We start from the raw sequence: 15,251 nt of genomic DNA, 5'->3' as shown, positions 1-15,251 counted from the left end.
ATCGAGGTGGCGCTAGCGTTTCTCCAGGCGAATGTCACGTAGAATCCGCTATATAGGTAAGCTATACTGTCCTATCTTGCCGCATTTATTGCTGCGTTGACCCCATTCTAAACTGTAATTGCAAATATTTGTTCCGTATCGGCCTTATATCAACAACCACGCCAGCGCCGCGGCGCCAACGATGATTCGGTACCAGGCAAAGGGCGCAAAGCCATGCCTGCCGACAAAGGAGACGAACCAGCGGATCACCAGTAGCGCGACGATGAACGACACGACGAAGCCGATCGCGATCGCGGTGAGGTGTGCGTCGCCCAGTTCATGCCGCCCCTTGTAGAGCGCGAGCGTGGTCGCCCCGAGCATGGTCGGAATCGCCAGAAAGAAACTATATTCCGCCGCCGTCTCGCGATCGACGCCGAGCATCAGCGCGCCCATGATCGTGGCCCCCGAACGGCTGACGCCGGGGATCATCGAGACGCACTGGATGACGCCGATGCCAAGCGCGGTCCGCCAGGTCATCGCCTCGACCGAAGCGGCGGTGACGCGCTTCGACAGCCGTTCGATGATCAGGATCAGCACGCCGCCGACGATCAGCGCGACGCACACCACGATCGGCGCGATCACCGGCGCCTCGAGCACTGCTTTGATCGAGCCATAAGCCAGCGCGCCGACCACCGCCGAAGGCAGGAAACCGAGCAGGACGTTGCGGGTGAAATGGATCGCACCCGGATCGCGCTTCAGCAGCCCCTGCAACACGCCCATGAAGCGTCCCCAGAACAGCACCACCACCGCCAGGATCGCGCCGAGCTGGATGACGATGTCGAAGGTCGCATCCGCCTGGGGCAGGCCGAACAGCCGCCCGGCGAGGATGAGATGCCCGGTCGAGGAGACGGGGAGGAATTCGGTCACCCCCTCGACGATACCGAGCAGGATGATGATGATCAGGTCCACGCGCATTCCCCCTTTTGCGGCGGCCTGCCGCGACTGATTACCCGGCCAGAATCAGGTCACGCGGCGGCGCGCGTTCCGAATCGTCCATGACGGCGATATTGCACGAGCCAGGCCGGCGCGACCGCATCCATCGGCGTCGGCGACACACCGAGTGCGGCAAGCCCTTCGGCGTCCGCCGCGACGACATTGTCCTGCTGCAGCATCTGCCATTGGTCGCGCGTGATCGGCGCGCCGGGCAGGAAGCCCCCCATCGCGATCAGGCCGCCGACAACATCCGGCACCTCGACGATCGACGGCTCGCGGCCGACCGCGCGGGCGATCCAGCGAATCAGCGCGCCCATGGTCAGGACGTCCGGCCCGCCCAGCTCGAAGGTCTTGCCCTGGGCGCCCTCGCCGCCGAGCGCGTTGACCACGGCCCGCGCCACATCGGCGACATAGACCGGCTGGAGCTTCACGCCCGCGCGCAGAACCGGCACCACCGGCAAGGCGATCATGCCGGCGAATCGGTTCACGAACTGGTCCTCGCGGCCGAATATCAGCGACGGCCGCAGAATCGTCGCCGCCGGGAAGGCAGCACGCACCGCCGCCTCGCCCTCGCCCTTGGAGCGGCCATAGGCCGACGGGCTCGCGGGATCGGCGCCGATCGCGGAGACGTGCACCAGCGCCGGCACGCCCGCCGCGGCTGCGGCTTCGGCGACGGCCTGTGCGCCGTCGACATGCACCGCCTGGAAATTGCCCTTGAGCACGCCCACCAGGTTCACCACCGCATCGGCACCCTGCACCGCCCGCGCGATGCTGGCGGGCTTGCGCACGTCGACTGCGGCGAACTGGGTCTGACCGAGGCCGCCCAGCGGCTTCAGGAACAGCGCCTCGCGCGGATCGCGCTGCGCGATTCGCAGGCGCGCGCCGGCGGCGAGCAGTTCCTGCGCGACATAGCGGCCGAGAAAACCCCCGCCGCCGATCAGCGTAACCAGCCTGTTCTTCATGCCTCAGTGCCTTGCCATGCGTGAGCCGCCCCCATGCCGTGCGACACCCGTGTTGACAAGCCGCACAAGCGTCCCCTAAGGCCCGCGCCCTACCCCGTGCCCAGATGGCGGAATTGGTAGACGCACCAGCTTCAGGTGCTGGCGGTCGCAAGGCCGTGGAGGTTCGAGTCCTCTTCTGGGCACCATTTTCCCCGTTCAGGGAACGGATGAAGATTTGCGCTCGCTCGTTGACCGGAGTCGGTGTTAAGAACGGCACCCGAGAATAAGTATAAGCGTAAGGGTGGGATGACCAAGGTATTGGTGGCGGAGGATGATCCGCTCACTCTCTCAGGCATCGAGATCCTCCTCGACAAGTCAAATTTCGACGTGGTCGCCGCCGTGAATACCGGTGTGGCGGCGCTCGACGCGCTGGCGCACGCGCGGCCGGACATGCTGATCCTCGACAACAGCATGCCGGAGCGCACCGGGCTCGACGTGCTTCGCATCCTGCGGAACCGCGGCGACAACCGGCCCGTGATCCTGCTGACCAGCGGCATGAACGATCAGGCCGCGAAAGAGGCGATGCAGCTCGGTGTGAACGGCATCGTCATCAAATCGACCGCACCGCGCGACCTGCTGACCTGTCTCGAGACGGTGGTGCAGGGGCGGCGCTGGCTCGACCAGGAGGTGATGCAGCGGGCGATGGATCTGGCGATGTCGCCCGATACGGCGCGCGATCCGCTGGAAGCGCTGAGCGGGCGCGAGCGGGCGGTGACCTCGCTTGCCCAGCGCGGCCTGCGCAACAAGGAGATCGCCGACGAACTCGGGCTGACCGAGGGGACGGTCAAGGTCCATCTCCACAAAGTCTTCGAGAAGCTCGGCGTGCGCAGCCGGACCGAGCTGATCCTGTTGGTGCAGGGGCGCGAGGGATAGGGAGAATCCCGGGCGACTATATCGAAAGAGATAGGCGCTTTCGCCCGTTGGTAAGCGCGCTTCGTACCGCCGGTTGAATGGCCTCACGCGCGGGGCCGGCCCATCTGCCGCCAGACTGGCGGTATCGAACCGCCCCTCGACAGGCGGTTGATGACTCGGTTTTGCATGTTCGGACTGGCGATGCTGGTGGCGCTGTGCGCCATCATCCAGCCGGCGCATGCCCAGGTTACCGCCTATGCCGCCGGGCAGGGCGCGGTAAACAGCGTCGAAGTGGGGGTAGAGGTCCGGGCTTCCGTGCGCGGCCGTTGCGGCTTTGCCGCCGGGGGCGCGCCCACGGGCAGCATCGACCGCGCCGATTTCGACCAGACCGGGTTCAGCAAGGATTTCGCGATTCAGCTCAGTTGCAGCGGTGCCTCGCGGATCGCGGTGTCATCGGCCAATGGCGGGATGACCATGCAGGCGGGCACCGCCACGGCCGGGTATGAAACCAGGGCGCCCTATCAGGTCGCGCTGCGCGTCGTCGCCGACAACGGCACCAGCGCCTCGGCATCGTGCGACGCGGCGAACCTCGCCGCAGGCGGCACGTGCAGCTTCGCCGGGACGGCCAGCGCCGCCGGCCTGCGGCTGGGGGCTGCCTCCACCAAGGCCAATGGATCCTATCTGCGGGTCAGCGCGCCCGCCTATGCAGGCAATGCCCAGCTGATGGCAGGACGCTATTCCGACACGCTGACGATCACGGTCGGCATCGCTCCTTAAGATTCGGGTAAGTATCGCGCGCGATGGTTTGTTTACGGCTTCAGGTGTGTATGATGTCGCAGTATGAAATGGGGCCCTTCTCGTCGAGGTCGCACCCTGCCCTACGCAAGTTGGGCACTCTCCATTGTCGCGCCGTGCTTACCGGCTCTGGCATTGCCCGGCTCGGCCCGGGCGAACGATCGTGTGGATATTTATGGGCATGTCGCGCCGCGATGCTGGGCGACGGCCCCGGCGATAGCGTTGCCCGGCTCGGTCGCGCGCTCACCCGGGCTCGCCGTGACATGCAATCAGACGATGCCCCGGCTGCTGATCCGGATACTCGACGCCGACGGCACCGTCCGGGCGATCGAGACGGACCTCGCAACCGCTGCACAACTATCGGGTCGCACCGCGCTGGAGATTCTCGTATCACCTCCCTTATGAGGGTTCGGACGGCGGGAATTGCGATTACGGGCCTGATGTCCGCGCTGGCATATGCCTCGCCGGCAAGCGCCGACAGCCAGCTTTCGATCGTCTGTGGGGTGACCGGCAGCGCGACCGCGCCCGCCAGCATCACCTATGATCCCTTTTCGCCGACCGGGCTGTCCGAGGTGACGATTCCGCTGATACTCCGCCGCAACCGCGGGCTGCTTACGGGCCGGACCAACGAAGTGAGCCTGATCCTGACCGCCCCGTCCGGGACGCCACCCCTCGACGTGACCTATCGCGGCTATCCGGTGCTCTATTCGGAAGGGTCGACCGCCGGCCGGCCGCGATCGCTCGATTCGAAGGACAATGGCGCCGGCGCGGCCGGCGAGATCCGCTACGACTTCGGGAACCTGTTCGCGTCCGATCTGTCGACGCCGCTCAACCTGCGGGTCTCCGTCCCGCCGGGGACCGATCTGTCGGCCGGCGAGCCGATCATCTTCGACATTCTCTATATCTGCTCGGGCGAAGGGGGGCTGTTGAGCTTGCCGGTACCGGTGCGCGACAGCGCGGCGATCCGAATCAACGTCAACACCGTCAGTGCGCTCCAGGCCTATTATGCCGGATCGGCGCTGGACTTCGGCGAGATCGGGGATGCGACCACCGCCGCGGTCCAGGCGGCACCCGAACGCTTCACCACCTCGGCGGCCAACGCGCTGCGCGTGCGCAGCTCCGGCCCATTCGAGGTGAAGATGCGCTCGCAGAATGATTTCCGGCTGACCTTCCCGGGCGGCAACCTCGCCGATTCGGCCCAGACGATCCGCTACAGCGCCCGCTTCCTCGGCCGCGACGTCGCCTCCAACGCCGCGTTCGGCGCGCGCACCTGCGCCCGGGCCGGGATCGGCGGCGAGGCGGGCACGCTCGCGTTGCGCGCGACATTGCAGGAAGGCGGCGCCGGCAAGACCCCCGCCCCCAATTATGGCGACGTGATCAGCATCACCTTCACGCCGATCGTCACCGCCTCTGCCGCGACCAACTGCGCGGGTCTCTGAACGCCCCTGTTATATCCTTGGGTATAGCCGGTTGCGCTGGAAGTTAGGTCGCTTTTCACCGCCAGCTAAATGGGGTCGCGGGTCGATCCCGGGCAAATGAGCCTTGTCGGGGCGAGGGGCCCCAAGTGATCAAGGAGATTTGACATGAAGAAGCTCGTTCTTTCCGCCCTGACCATCGGTTCGGTTTTCGCTGCGGCACCTGCCTTTGCGGATGCGACCGGTTCGGTCGACGTGACCGGCACCGTTGCGGCACGCTGCTCGGCGGCCACCCCGATCTCCGGCGCCATCACGCTGGGCGAACTCGCCAAGACCGACGGCACCGTCGACCCCGCCTTCGCCGGCAATACGGGCGGCCTGACCCGCAACTTCACCATCAAGTGCAACGGCTCCAACCCGAAGATCTCGGTCGACGCCAAGCCGCTGGTGAACGCTGCCGCGACCAACTCGCCGAACGGCTACACCAACACCGTCCACTACACCGCGACCGTCGTTGCGATGGGCGCCAAGGGCGGCACCACCAGCGTAGCCGACCAGTCGCTCAGCACGGGCGCCACGTCGGGCCAGGTCGGCGACCGCCTCGCTTCGGTGTCGAACAACATCTCGCTGACCGTCGGCAGCGGCGTCACCGCTGACTCGACCGCTGTCCTCGATGCCGGCACCTACGCGGGCAAGGTCGAGATCACGATCGCTCCGACCGCGTGATCGGGTATTTCCGGCAAGCCCTTCCAGGGGCGGGGCTTGCCGGAAACCCCGTCTGTCGAATGGATCTGCAAAACCCCGAGGCCCTGGCGGCCGAACTTCGTGCACGGGCGCTCTGCGCCACCGGTGAGGAACGCGCCGACCTTCTTTTCCTGGCCGCCGAATATGAGCGGCTGGCGACGACGCTCGACGCCGGCGTTCCGCCGGACAAGGTCCGGGTCGTTTTGCCGAAATGACATCCTGCCGGGGGCGGTGAAAACCGCCCCCGCAGACACCTCAAGCAAGACCCGCGCTTTTCCTGCCTTGGCGGCGACGGCGCATGGGTCCATCATCCCGCCGCCGCGTCCGACGACAGGGTGCGAAGCGTGTAGGAGTAGGCTCGTGACGTTGCAGCGTAGATCTTTCATCGGCGGGCTGATCGCCCTGCTGGCGGTGCTGGGCATCTCCACGGCCGTTTATGCGATGACCGTTCAGCCAGTGGTGATCGATCTCACCACCTCGGGCCGGGGCATGAGCCAGGTGGTGACGGTCGAGAACAGCTTCGACAAGCCGCTGCCGGTCGAACTCCGCATCGAGACGCTCGAGCTCAATGCCGATGGCGTGAAGGCGACCGGCCATGACTCAGGAGAGCTTGCCGCCTTCCCGCCCCAGGCGCTGATCCAGCCCGGCCAACGCCAGAATTTCCGCGTGCAATATGTCGGAGATCCCGCGCTCGCGCAGAGCAAGCACTATTTCCTCACCGTCGCTCAGCTCCCCGTCCAGACCAACGAAACGCAGTCGAACATCCAGCTGCTGTACAATTTCCAGGTCCTGGTAAGCGTCTCGCCCGAAGGCGCCAAGCCGGCGCTGACGATCGCCTCGGCCGAGATCGGCAAGGGTGCCGACGGCAGCCCCGCGCCCGTGATCACGGTCACCAACAGCTCGGCGGCGCATGGCTATCTCTCGCATGGACGAGTCCGCATCGTGCAGTTCGCCCCTGACGGTCGCGAAGTGTTTCGCACCCAGCTCACCGGCCCCGATCTCCAGCAGACGATCGGCTATGGCCTGATCGGTGGCGGGCAGACGCGGCGCATGACCCTCGCCGTCCGGCTGCCGCAGGCGGACGGGCGAGTCGAAGCGCAGTTCACGCCCGATGCCTGAGGCATCGCTTACCGCATGAACCCGATGGTTGCCGCGGGAGCGCTCATGCTCGCCGCGCTCGTGTTCCCGGCTGCGGCGCGTGCCCAGACCGCCGATCCGGCGCAGGCGCGCGTGGTCCTCGATCCCGGGGCGGACGCGAGCGCGATCAACCCGACCGGCCGGGCGATCGTGCTGACCGCGCCGGTGATGGACGGGCAGGCCTATCTCGGCGACACCACCGTCACGCTCGATACGGCCGGCCGCGCCAGCTTCTCCGCCGATCGACTGCTGGCCCTGATCGAACCGCGCATCGCAGCGGCGCTGATCGCGACGCTGCGCGCCCGGCTCGCCGCGCGGCACGCGCTCGACCGCACCGATCTCCAGGGTATCGGTGTGGGCATTCGCTATGATCCGCAGGCCCTGCAGATCACGCTCGAGATCGCCGCGGCGAGCCGCGCCAGCCGGTCGGTCGCCCTGCGCGACAGCGACGCGCGCGGACCGGTAACCTATGTCGCGCCGGCCGGCCTCAGCGCCTATCTCAACATCCGGGGATCGCTTGACTGGGTGGAGCAGGGACCGGATTCGGGCATTGCCGCGCCGGTCACCTTCCTCGACGGGGCGATCCGCGCCGGCGGCGTGGTGCTGGAGAGCGAGGCGAACTGGCGCGCGGGCGGGGCCGGCCCCGACCTGCAGCGGCGCGGCACGCGGCTGGTCTATGACGACCGGCACAATCTGGTGCGCTGGAGCGGCGGCGACCTGCAGACGCTCGCACGCGGCTTTCAATCGGCGCCCGAGATTGCCGGCCTGTCGATCTCCCGGTTCTATTCGCTGCTCGATCCGCAGACGATCATTCGGCCGCGCGGCAATCGCAGCTTCCAGCTCGACCGGCGATCGACCGTCGAGGTGCGCGTCAACAACCAGCTGGTGCGGCGGCTCGAACTCGATCCGGGCAGTTTCGACCTGCGCGACTTCCCCTTCACCCAGGGCGCGAACGATGTCCGGCTCACCATCACGGACGATGCCGGGCGCACGCAGTCGTTCGACTTCGACATCTTCCTCGATCAGGCGCAGCTTGCCACTGGCCTGAGCGAGTTCGGCCTTTATGCCGGGACGCTCGCGCCCACCGGCGCACGAGGCCCGGTCTATAGCGGCGACCTTGCCTTTAGCGGTTTCTACCGCCGCGGCGTGAGCGACCGGCTGACGCTCGGCGCCAACGCTCAGGCCGACAACCGCGGATGGATGGGCGGGGTGGAGACGGTCGTGGCGACTCCGGTCGGGTCGTTCGGCGGCTTCGCCTCGGCCTCCCGGGTCAAGGGCGTGGGGCCGGGCTGGGCGGGGATCATGACCTTCCAGCGGACGATCACCCGCGGCGGCGACCGGGCCGATGCGCTGTCGGTGTCGTTCGAGGCGCGAAGCCGCCATTTCGCACCGATCGGCACCGGCGTGCCATTCAATCCCTACCGCTATATCGCCGGCATGAGCTACAACAGCGCGATCAGCGACGCGGTCTATGCCGGGCTGGACCTGCGCTATTCAAAGGGGCGCGACGGCGAGCCCAATGTCGGCAGCATCCGCGCGACCGGCGGCTGGCGGATCAGCCCCGACCTCAGTTTCACCGGAGACCTGAGCTATGAGCGCGATGGTCGCGGCCATCGCATCGGCGCGTTTCTCTCGCTCACCTACCGGCTCGACCGCGCCTCCAGCCTGCGATCCGACTATGACAGCCGCGACAACCGCGGCCGGCTGACCTACCAGACCTATAGCGGATCGGGCACCGGCGCGTATAATCTGAACGCCGATATCGAGCATAGCGACAGCGGTGCCGGGGCGAGCGTCAACGGCTCCTATTACACCAATCGGGCCGAGCTGGGGTTCAGTCATTTCAGCACGTTCGCGCCCGATCTCGCGCGTTCCACGGCACAGCGATCCTCGCTGCGCTTCGGCACCGCCCTGGCGATGGCCGATGGCGCCTTTTCGATCGGCCGCCCGGTCCAGGACGGCTTCGCCATCGTGCGCGCGCACCCCTCGCTGCGCGGCGCCGACGTGCTGGTCGATGCCTATGGCAAATTCTCCACCGCGGAAACGGGCGCGCTCGGCACCGCACTCCAGTCCAGCCTCAGCAGCTATAGCGAACGTAATGTACAGGTGACCGCGCCCGATGCGCCGCTCGGCGCCAATCTCGGCGAGGGATCGTTCCGGCTATTGCCGCCCTATCGCGGCGGATACCGGCTGACGGTGGGTTCGGACTATATGGCCAGCGCGGTTGGGCGGCTGCTCGGCGCCGACGGCGCACCGATCGCGCTGGTGGCGGGCACCGCGACCGAGGAAGCGCATCCCGAACGCGAACCGATTGCCCTGTTCACCAACGCCGCGGGCCGGTTCGGCGCGACCGGGCTGGCGCCGGGGCGTTGGCGGATCACGCTGACCGATACCGACAAGACCAGCTTCGAGCTCGTCATCCCGAAAGGCGCCGACGCAACGATCGCGGCCGGCGATTTGCGGCCCGAGCCGCGTTGAGCCCGGCCCGCCCCTAGGCTTGGGCGAGCTGCACGATCGCGTCGATCTCCACCGCCACACCGAGCGGGAGGACCGGCACCCCGACCGCGCTGCGGGCATGACGGCCCGGCTCACCGAACAGCGCGAACAACAGGTCCGAGGCGCCGTTCGCTACCTTGGCCTGGTCCGTGAAACCGGGCGCGGAGTTGACGAACACGCCGAGTTTCAGGATCCGCTCGACCCGGTGAAGCCCGCCCAGTGCGGCCTTCATCTGCGCGACGATCATCAGGGCGCAACGCTGCGCCGCCTCCTGCCCGAACGCCAGATCGACATCCTCGCCGAGCCGGCCGGTCATCAGCGCGCCGTCCCTGAACGGCAGCTGCCCCGATACGTAGAGGATGCCGTTCGATTCGACCGCAGGGACATAGGACGCGACCGGCGCGGCCGGGGCGGGAAGGCTGAGGCCGAGCTCAGCCAGCTTGCGGTCGATTCGATCGGTCATAAACAACGCCCCTTCAGTCTGGAGTATCGCCTCCGCGGATGCAGGAAAGACGCCGCCGCGACAAGCCGGGAGCCTCGACGCGATCAGTCCGCAGGCAACCCGGCGGCGAATCGCGCCGCGATCCATGCCTCGGCCTCGCGCCAGTCGTCGATCCGCGCATGCGCGGCCGCCGCCTTGGGCACGTTCGGCGCCATCGCCGGCTCGGAGATCATGTGCAGCCGGTGGACCTGCGGCGCGTGCTTCGCGACCGAATCATGATGCACGCCCAGATCGTCGACGAACACGGTGACCGGATCGCCATGCTCCGCGACCAGCCGCGCCACCGGGCCGCCCTTGCCGCCCTGGTTGCATTCGACGCGGTGCGCGATGCCGAACTTCGCCAATTGCTCGATGCGCGGCTGGCGGCAGATATCGGTGAGGTTGGTCAGGATGACCACATCGGCGATCTCCGACAGCGCGGCCAGCGCCTCCCGGGCGTGCGGCACCAGGGTCTGGCGGTCCATCTCGGCGGGGAAGAACTGGTCGAGCATGCCCCACATCTCCTCGCGGCTAGGCGCGGGCGTGCCGTCGCGACGCTTCATGTTCGTCGCGAAATCGGCGCCATCGGGCGTGAACTCGATATCGTGCGTCTCGCCCAGCCATACGCCGAAATGGCGGACCATGTGGAGCAGCACTTCGTCGCAATCGCAGATCAGCAGGGGTTTCATTCGGACTCCAGGGCGCGGCGGGCGGCGACGATCGCTTCGGGCTTCACCTGGAGGCTCGCGGCGCAGGCGACAAGATCGGGCTCATAGGCTTCGAGAAAGACAAGCGTCGCGGCGAGCACCGCCGGGTCGGTCGCCCGGACGCGCAGCTCGGCCGGGTCGAGACCGGTCGTGTCGAGCAGCCGCTCCGCCCGGGCCGGCTCGCCTAGGGTCCAGACAAGCGCCTGCAGCGCAAGGGCGGCGGCATCGTGATTTGTCTCTGGCGCGCGCATTGCCTATCAGCGATCCGGAACAATGGGGAATGCGCGCACGTGGCAAAGAAGGTGCTCGTTGTCGAGGACAACGAACTCAACCTGAAGCTTTTCTGCGACCTGCTCCGCGCACATGAATATGTGACCGAGCCCGTGCGCGACGGCCGCGAGGCGGTCGAGCGCGCCCGCGATTTCATGCCCGATCTGATCGTGATGGACATCCAGCTGCCACATGTCAGCGGGTTCGAGCTGATCGGCCAGCTAAAGGCCGATGCGACGCTCAAGGCGATCCCGATCATGGCGGTGACCGCTTATGCCGGCCGCGAGGATGAGGAACGCATCCGCGCAGTGGGCGCCGACGCCTATGTGTCCAAGCCGATCTCGCTGGTCCGCTTCGTCGATGCGGTGGCGGCTTTGCTGTAGACACGGAAAAAGCCGCGAAGGCACCCCTCGCGGCTCTGGATCCCGGCCAGCGCCGGGATGACCGATCGGCGGCTTACGCCGCCGGCAAGATCACTTGATCTTGGTTTCCTTGAACTCGACATGCTTGCGCACGACGGGATCGTACTTCTTGAAGCTGAGCTTCTCGGTCTTGGTACGCGGGTTCTTCTTCGTGACGTAGAAGAAGCCGGTGTCTGCCGAGCTGAGCAGCTTGATCTTGACGGTGGTCGGCTTTGCCATGACCTGAAATCCTGTATGCTGAAAAAGCAAAAGCGGCGAACAAGCCGCCGCTCTCAAGCCCTGCCCGATGGCGGAGAGTCGTCGATATGTCAACCCTAAGACGGGACCCGACACCCTGTTCGGGGCGATCGGGACGCGTTTTCTCCCCGAACGGGACGAGGGCCATGGGATTCGGGCGCCGCGTCTTATCTAGCGTATCGATTGCATTGATCGGTACAAATACGGAAGCGAACGCGGAGCGTTTGCGCTATCGGACCGTTCTCGCAACGAAACCGAACCGAGGACAGACACCATGGCCGATCCCGCCGCTCCGCTGAAAACCCCCACCGACATCAAGAGCAACGCCGCCAAGACCGTCGCCGAGGCGCTGAACGGCATTCTCGCCGATTCGTTCGCGATCTATTTCAAGACCAAGAATTTCCACTGGCACGTGTCGGGGCCGCATTTCCACGATTACCATCTGATGCTCGACGCCCAGGCGGCGCAGATCTTCGCCACGACCGACGCCATTGCCGAGCGCGTGCGCAAGACCGGCAACACCACGCTGCGCTCGATCGGCGACATCTCGCGCCACCAGACGATCAAGGACAATGACGCGCCCTTCGTTTCGGCCGAGGACATGCTGGCCGAACTGCGCGAGGACAATCTCAAGCTGGTCGAGAGCCTGCGCGAGGCGAAGGAGATCGTCGACACCGCCAAGGACAATGCGACCAGCGGCATTCTCGACACCTGGACCGACGAGGCCGAGGAGCGCGCCTGGTTCCTGTTCGAGGCAAGCCGGAAGGGCTGATCGCGGAACAAGCCGGCCCGGCGGATCGTTTCGCTCTCATACTCAAGGAGAGTGACATGATTCGCTGGGCCATCATCTTCCTCGTCATCGGCGTCGTTCTCGCCCTGCTCGGCTTTGGCGGGCTGGGCGGCACCTTCATCGGCATCGCCAAGCTGCTGTTCTTCGTCGCGATCGCGGTGTTCGTCGTGCTGCTCGTGCTCGGTCTGCTCGCCGGCAAGGGCGTGAAGAACGCGATCGACTAGATCAGGCTCGCGGCGCCGGGCCCAGGGTCAGCACCCACAGGTCCGGCGGCGCGCCGAAACGGAGCGGCACCGCGCTGGTGCCAAGGCCGCCGGTCACCACGACCGTGCGGCCTTTTTCGTGGACGATGCCGCAACGATAGCGCGGTGCCGCAACATGCGTGACGGGCCCGTACAGCGGCAGCACGATCTGCCCGCAATGCGTGTGGCCGGCGAGCAGCAGGGCCATGTCGGCCGGTAGCTGAGGCGCGAGGTCGGGCGAGTGAGTCAGGATGATGCGGGCGCCGGCGAGAGGACGCATCGCCGCGCGCAGCGCCGGCAGGTCCTGATGCCGCGTATAGGCATCCCCGGCGCCGCCGATCGCGAGTGGCCCGCGTTGCACCGCCTGATTGTCCAGCACCGTCACGCCGGCCGCTTCAAGGGCGCGGCCGATCAGCGCGGGATCGGTCCAATGGTCGTGATTGCCGAGCGTTGCGATCACGCCCAGGCGCGCGCGCAGACCGGCCAGCGGCGACAACCCGTTCGCCATCGCCGCGGCGCGCGCCGGATCGTCACCCGAAGCGAAATCGCCGGCGATCAGCACGAGATCCGGCTTCAGCGCGTTCACCCGCCCGACGATGCGTGCCAGCCGAGCCGAGTCCATCGTCGCGCTGGCGATATGCACGTCGCTGAACAGAATCACGCGCACCGGCGGCGCGCCGGCCGGCCAGTCCGGCAGGGCGAGCGTCGCGCGGCGGACGACGGGGTCGGCCCGCGCGTTGAGGAGGCCCCAGCCGAACAGCAGGAGCGCAAGGACAAGGAGCGAGGCGAGGACGAGCAGGAGACGGCGCACCGCCCGAGCATAAACGAGCCGCCGCGCGGCGCCAGCGCGATGATGCTGGCGGAACCCCGACGCCCGCGCCATGTTCCGCACCTGATGCGTGCCTTTGCCGACCTTCTCGACCGGCTGATCTACACCCGGTCCCGCAATGCCAAGCTGAAGCTGATCGCCGATTATCTGGCGGCGGCGCCCGATCCCGATCGCGGCTGGGCGATGGCGGCGCTGACCGGCGATCTCGACCTCCCCGCGATCAAGCCGGCAATGATCCGCGCGCTGATCGAGGAGCGCGTCGACCCCGTGCTGTTCCGCATGAGCCGCGACTATGTCGGCGACAGCGCGGAGACCGTCGCTTTGCTCTGGCCCGCGCCCGAGACACCGCCGAAGGACGGGGAGCCGCTGACCGTCGCGCAGGTGGTCGACCGGCTGGGCGCGCTTTCCCGCTCCGACGCGCCGGCCGCGCTGGCGGGCATGCTCGACCGGCTCGATGCGGACGAGCGTTTCGCGCTGCTCAAGATGGCGACCGGGGCGCTGCGCATCGGCGTCTCGGCGCGCCTCGCCAAGACCGCGCTCGCCCAGGCCTTCGGGCTCGATGTCGAGGCCGTCGAGGAAGTGTGGCACGGCATCGCCCCGCCCTATACGTCGCTGTTCGCCTGGGCCGAGGGCCGCGGAACGCAGCCGACCGCCGCGGACGTGCCGGTGTTCCGCCCGTTCATGCTCGCCCATCCGCTCGATGATCTGCGCCTCAGCCTCGACGATTATGCGGCGGAGTGGAAATGGGACGGCATCCGCGTCCAGATCGTCCATGTCGCTGGCGAGACCCGGCTCTACAGCCGTGCGGGCGACGACATCACCGGCAGCTTCCCCGAGGTCGCGCGGGACTTCACCACGCCCGGCGTGCTCGACGGCGAGCTGATGGTGAAGGGGAGTTTCCAGGGCGGCGCGCTGGAGGAAGGCGGCGGCGCGGCGAGCTTCAACGCGCTGCAGCAGCGGCTCGGCCGCAAGATCGTCTCGGCGAAGATGCTGGCCGATTATCCCGCCTTTGTCCGGCTCTACGACATATTGTTCGACGGCGCCGAGGATCTGCGCGAGCTGCCCTGGTCGGCGCGGCGCCCTAGGCTGGAGACCTTCGCCACACAGCTCGACTCCGAGCGGTTCGATGTCAGCCAGGTGATCGACGCCGCCGATTTCACGGCGCTGGAAGGCATCCGCGCCGGCGCGCGCGACGCCTCGATCGAAGGCGTGATGCTGAAGCGCCGCGATTCGCCCTATGTCACCGGCCGGCGCGTCGGCCTGTGGTACAAATGGAAACGCGATCCGCTGACCGCCGATTGCGTGATGATGTACGCCCAGCGCGGCAATGGCCGGCGGTCCTCCTTCTATTCCGACTATACTTTCGGCTGCTGGACCGACGAGGGCGAGCTGCTGCCGGTGGGCAAGGCCTATTCGGGCATCACCGACGAGGAGCTGAAGATGCTCGACGGCTTTGTGCGCGGCCATACGCTCAACCGCTTCGGCCCGGTGCGCGAAGTGGAGAAGACGCTGGTGCTGGAGATCGCGTTCGATTCGATCCACGAATCCAAGCGCCACAAATCGGGCGTCGCGATGCGCTTCCCCCGGATCGCCCGAATCCGCAACGACAAGCCTGCGGCGGAAGCCGATACCGTCGCGGCGCTGCGGCGGCTGATCAGCTGATGCTACCCTGGAATGACCCCCTAGACTGAGACATGAAATAAGAGAGAGCTCTCTGGATGGAGGGCAAGAATGTCGAAGGACCATCGACGACGGCACGACCGGGGGTTCAAGCTGTGGGTTTTGGGTCGGATTGAGTCGGGCGAGCGGGTGTCAGCCTTGTCGCTCGAGTTGGGGATCAGGGATAATCTGCTGTACCGGT

18 protein-coding genes and 1 tRNA gene are annotated in these 15,251 nt (G+C 67.0%); 12 read left to right on the top strand and 7 right to left on the bottom strand.

The genetic code is table 11. From position 1 onward, the window contains the following. Positions 1-144: 144 nt before the first annotated feature. Together AC1DX5_RS12870 and AC1DX5_RS12865 are read right to left on the bottom strand one after the other, a co-directional pair. Entirely contained in the window at positions 145-948 is an 804-nt protein-coding gene (locus AC1DX5_RS12870; RefSeq protein ID WP_465175431.1) for an undecaprenyl-diphosphate phosphatase, read from the bottom strand. 56 nt (positions 949-1,004) lie between these two features. Next, positions 1,005-1,934, bottom strand: coding sequence for a complex I NDUFA9 subunit family protein (locus AC1DX5_RS12865; RefSeq protein ID WP_478015819.1), 930 nt, complete (start codon positions 1,932-1,934; stop codon positions 1,005-1,007). A 98-nt stretch (positions 1,935-2,032) separates the two neighbouring features. Here AC1DX5_RS12865 and AC1DX5_RS12860 point away from each other — a divergent pair. The 8 genes from AC1DX5_RS12860 (at position 2,033) to AC1DX5_RS12825 (ending at position 9,394) form a co-directional block, all read left to right on the top strand. Continuing rightward, positions 2,033-2,119: transfer RNA gene (locus AC1DX5_RS12860), tRNA-Leu, on the top strand. Between the two features lie 100 nt (positions 2,120-2,219). Then, positions 2,220-2,846 carry a response regulator transcription factor gene (locus tag AC1DX5_RS12855; RefSeq protein ID WP_465171387.1) on the top strand — a complete coding sequence of 209 codons (627 nt, stop codon included), beginning with the start codon at positions 2,220-2,222 and terminating at the stop codon, positions 2,844-2,846. A 150-nt stretch (positions 2,847-2,996) separates the two neighbouring features. Beyond that, a complete protein-coding gene (locus AC1DX5_RS12850) occupies positions 2,997-3,602 on the top strand; it encodes a hypothetical protein (RefSeq protein ID WP_465171386.1) in 606 nt (201 codons plus the stop codon). 458 nt (positions 3,603-4,060) lie between these two features. Then, entirely contained in the window at positions 4,061-5,059 is a 999-nt protein-coding gene (locus AC1DX5_RS12845) for a hypothetical protein (protein WP_478015817.1), read from the top strand. A gap of 144 nt (positions 5,060-5,203) precedes the next feature. Then, positions 5,204-5,761 (top strand): hypothetical protein, encoded by a 558-nt coding sequence (locus AC1DX5_RS12840; RefSeq protein ID WP_465171384.1) that lies wholly within the window; start codon positions 5,204-5,206, stop codon positions 5,759-5,761. After that, positions 5,758-5,994: a hypothetical protein gene (locus AC1DX5_RS12835; RefSeq protein ID WP_465171383.1), complete on the top strand. Its 237-nt coding sequence runs from the start codon at positions 5,758-5,760 to the stop codon at positions 5,992-5,994. Before AC1DX5_RS12840 ends, AC1DX5_RS12835 begins: the two co-directional genes overlap by 4 nt. A gap of 145 nt (positions 5,995-6,139) precedes the next feature. After that, complete coding sequence (locus tag AC1DX5_RS12830) at positions 6,140-6,898, top strand: fimbria/pilus periplasmic chaperone (RefSeq protein WP_465171382.1); 759 nt, start codon at positions 6,140-6,142, stop codon at positions 6,896-6,898. A gap of 45 nt (positions 6,899-6,943) precedes the next feature. Continuing rightward, positions 6,944-9,394, top strand: a complete 2,451-nt coding sequence (locus AC1DX5_RS12825) for a fimbria/pilus outer membrane usher protein (RefSeq protein WP_465171381.1) — start codon at positions 6,944-6,946, stop codon at positions 9,392-9,394. A gap of 13 nt (positions 9,395-9,407) precedes the next feature. Here the strand turns inward: AC1DX5_RS12825 and AC1DX5_RS12820 are convergent, their stop codons facing one another. From AC1DX5_RS12820 to AC1DX5_RS12810, 3 genes are all read right to left on the bottom strand, one after another. Continuing rightward, positions 9,408-9,875, bottom strand: a complete 468-nt coding sequence (locus tag AC1DX5_RS12820; RefSeq protein ID WP_478015815.1) for a RidA family protein — start codon at positions 9,873-9,875, stop codon at positions 9,408-9,410. 83 nt (positions 9,876-9,958) lie between these two features. Then, positions 9,959-10,582: an HAD family hydrolase gene (locus tag AC1DX5_RS12815; protein ID WP_465171379.1), complete on the bottom strand. Its 624-nt coding sequence runs from the start codon at positions 10,580-10,582 to the stop codon at positions 9,959-9,961. Further along, positions 10,579-10,851, bottom strand: a complete 273-nt coding sequence (locus AC1DX5_RS12810) for a DUF3572 family protein (protein ID WP_465171378.1) — start codon at positions 10,849-10,851, stop codon at positions 10,579-10,581. Before AC1DX5_RS12810 ends, AC1DX5_RS12815 begins: the two co-directional genes overlap by 4 nt. Positions 10,852-10,890: 39 nt before the next feature. Between AC1DX5_RS12810 and AC1DX5_RS12805 the strand changes: the two genes are divergently transcribed. After that, positions 10,891-11,253: a response regulator gene (locus tag AC1DX5_RS12805; protein ID WP_465171377.1), complete on the top strand. Its 363-nt coding sequence runs from the start codon at positions 10,891-10,893 to the stop codon at positions 11,251-11,253. Between the two features lie 90 nt (positions 11,254-11,343). Here the strand turns inward: AC1DX5_RS12805 and rpmG are convergent, their stop codons facing one another. Beyond that, positions 11,344-11,511, bottom strand: coding sequence for a 50S ribosomal protein L33 (gene rpmG, locus AC1DX5_RS12800; protein ID WP_034157855.1), 168 nt, complete (start codon positions 11,509-11,511; stop codon positions 11,344-11,346). Positions 11,512-11,803: 292 nt separating this feature from the next. Here rpmG and AC1DX5_RS12795 point away from each other — a divergent pair, with 292 nt between their 5' ends. Further along, positions 11,804-12,301, top strand: a complete 498-nt coding sequence (locus AC1DX5_RS12795; RefSeq protein ID WP_465171376.1) for a Dps family protein — start codon at positions 11,804-11,806, stop codon at positions 12,299-12,301. Between the two features lie 56 nt (positions 12,302-12,357). After that, positions 12,358-12,543, top strand: coding sequence for a DUF1328 family protein (locus tag AC1DX5_RS12790; RefSeq protein ID WP_465171375.1), 186 nt, complete (start codon positions 12,358-12,360; stop codon positions 12,541-12,543). A gap of 1 nt (position 12,544) precedes the next feature. On the opposite strand, the gene AC1DX5_RS12785 is transcribed toward AC1DX5_RS12790, so the two are convergent. Further along, a complete protein-coding gene (locus AC1DX5_RS12785; RefSeq protein ID WP_478015813.1) occupies positions 12,545-13,372 on the bottom strand; it encodes a metallophosphoesterase in 828 nt (275 codons plus the stop codon). 84 nt (positions 13,373-13,456) lie between these two features. On the opposite strand from AC1DX5_RS12785, the gene AC1DX5_RS12780 reads away from it, so the two are divergent. Next, positions 13,457-15,052 (top strand): cisplatin damage response ATP-dependent DNA ligase, encoded by a 1,596-nt coding sequence (locus AC1DX5_RS12780; protein WP_478016058.1) that lies wholly within the window; start codon positions 13,457-13,459, stop codon positions 15,050-15,052. The last annotated feature ends 199 nt before the right edge of the window (positions 15,053-15,251 follow it).

The organism is Sphingomonas sp. P2_B6, from assembly GCF_056404755.1.
The sequence above is the reverse complement of the archived record's forward strand: the minus strand, read 5'-3'. Positions and strand labels throughout refer to the sequence as shown.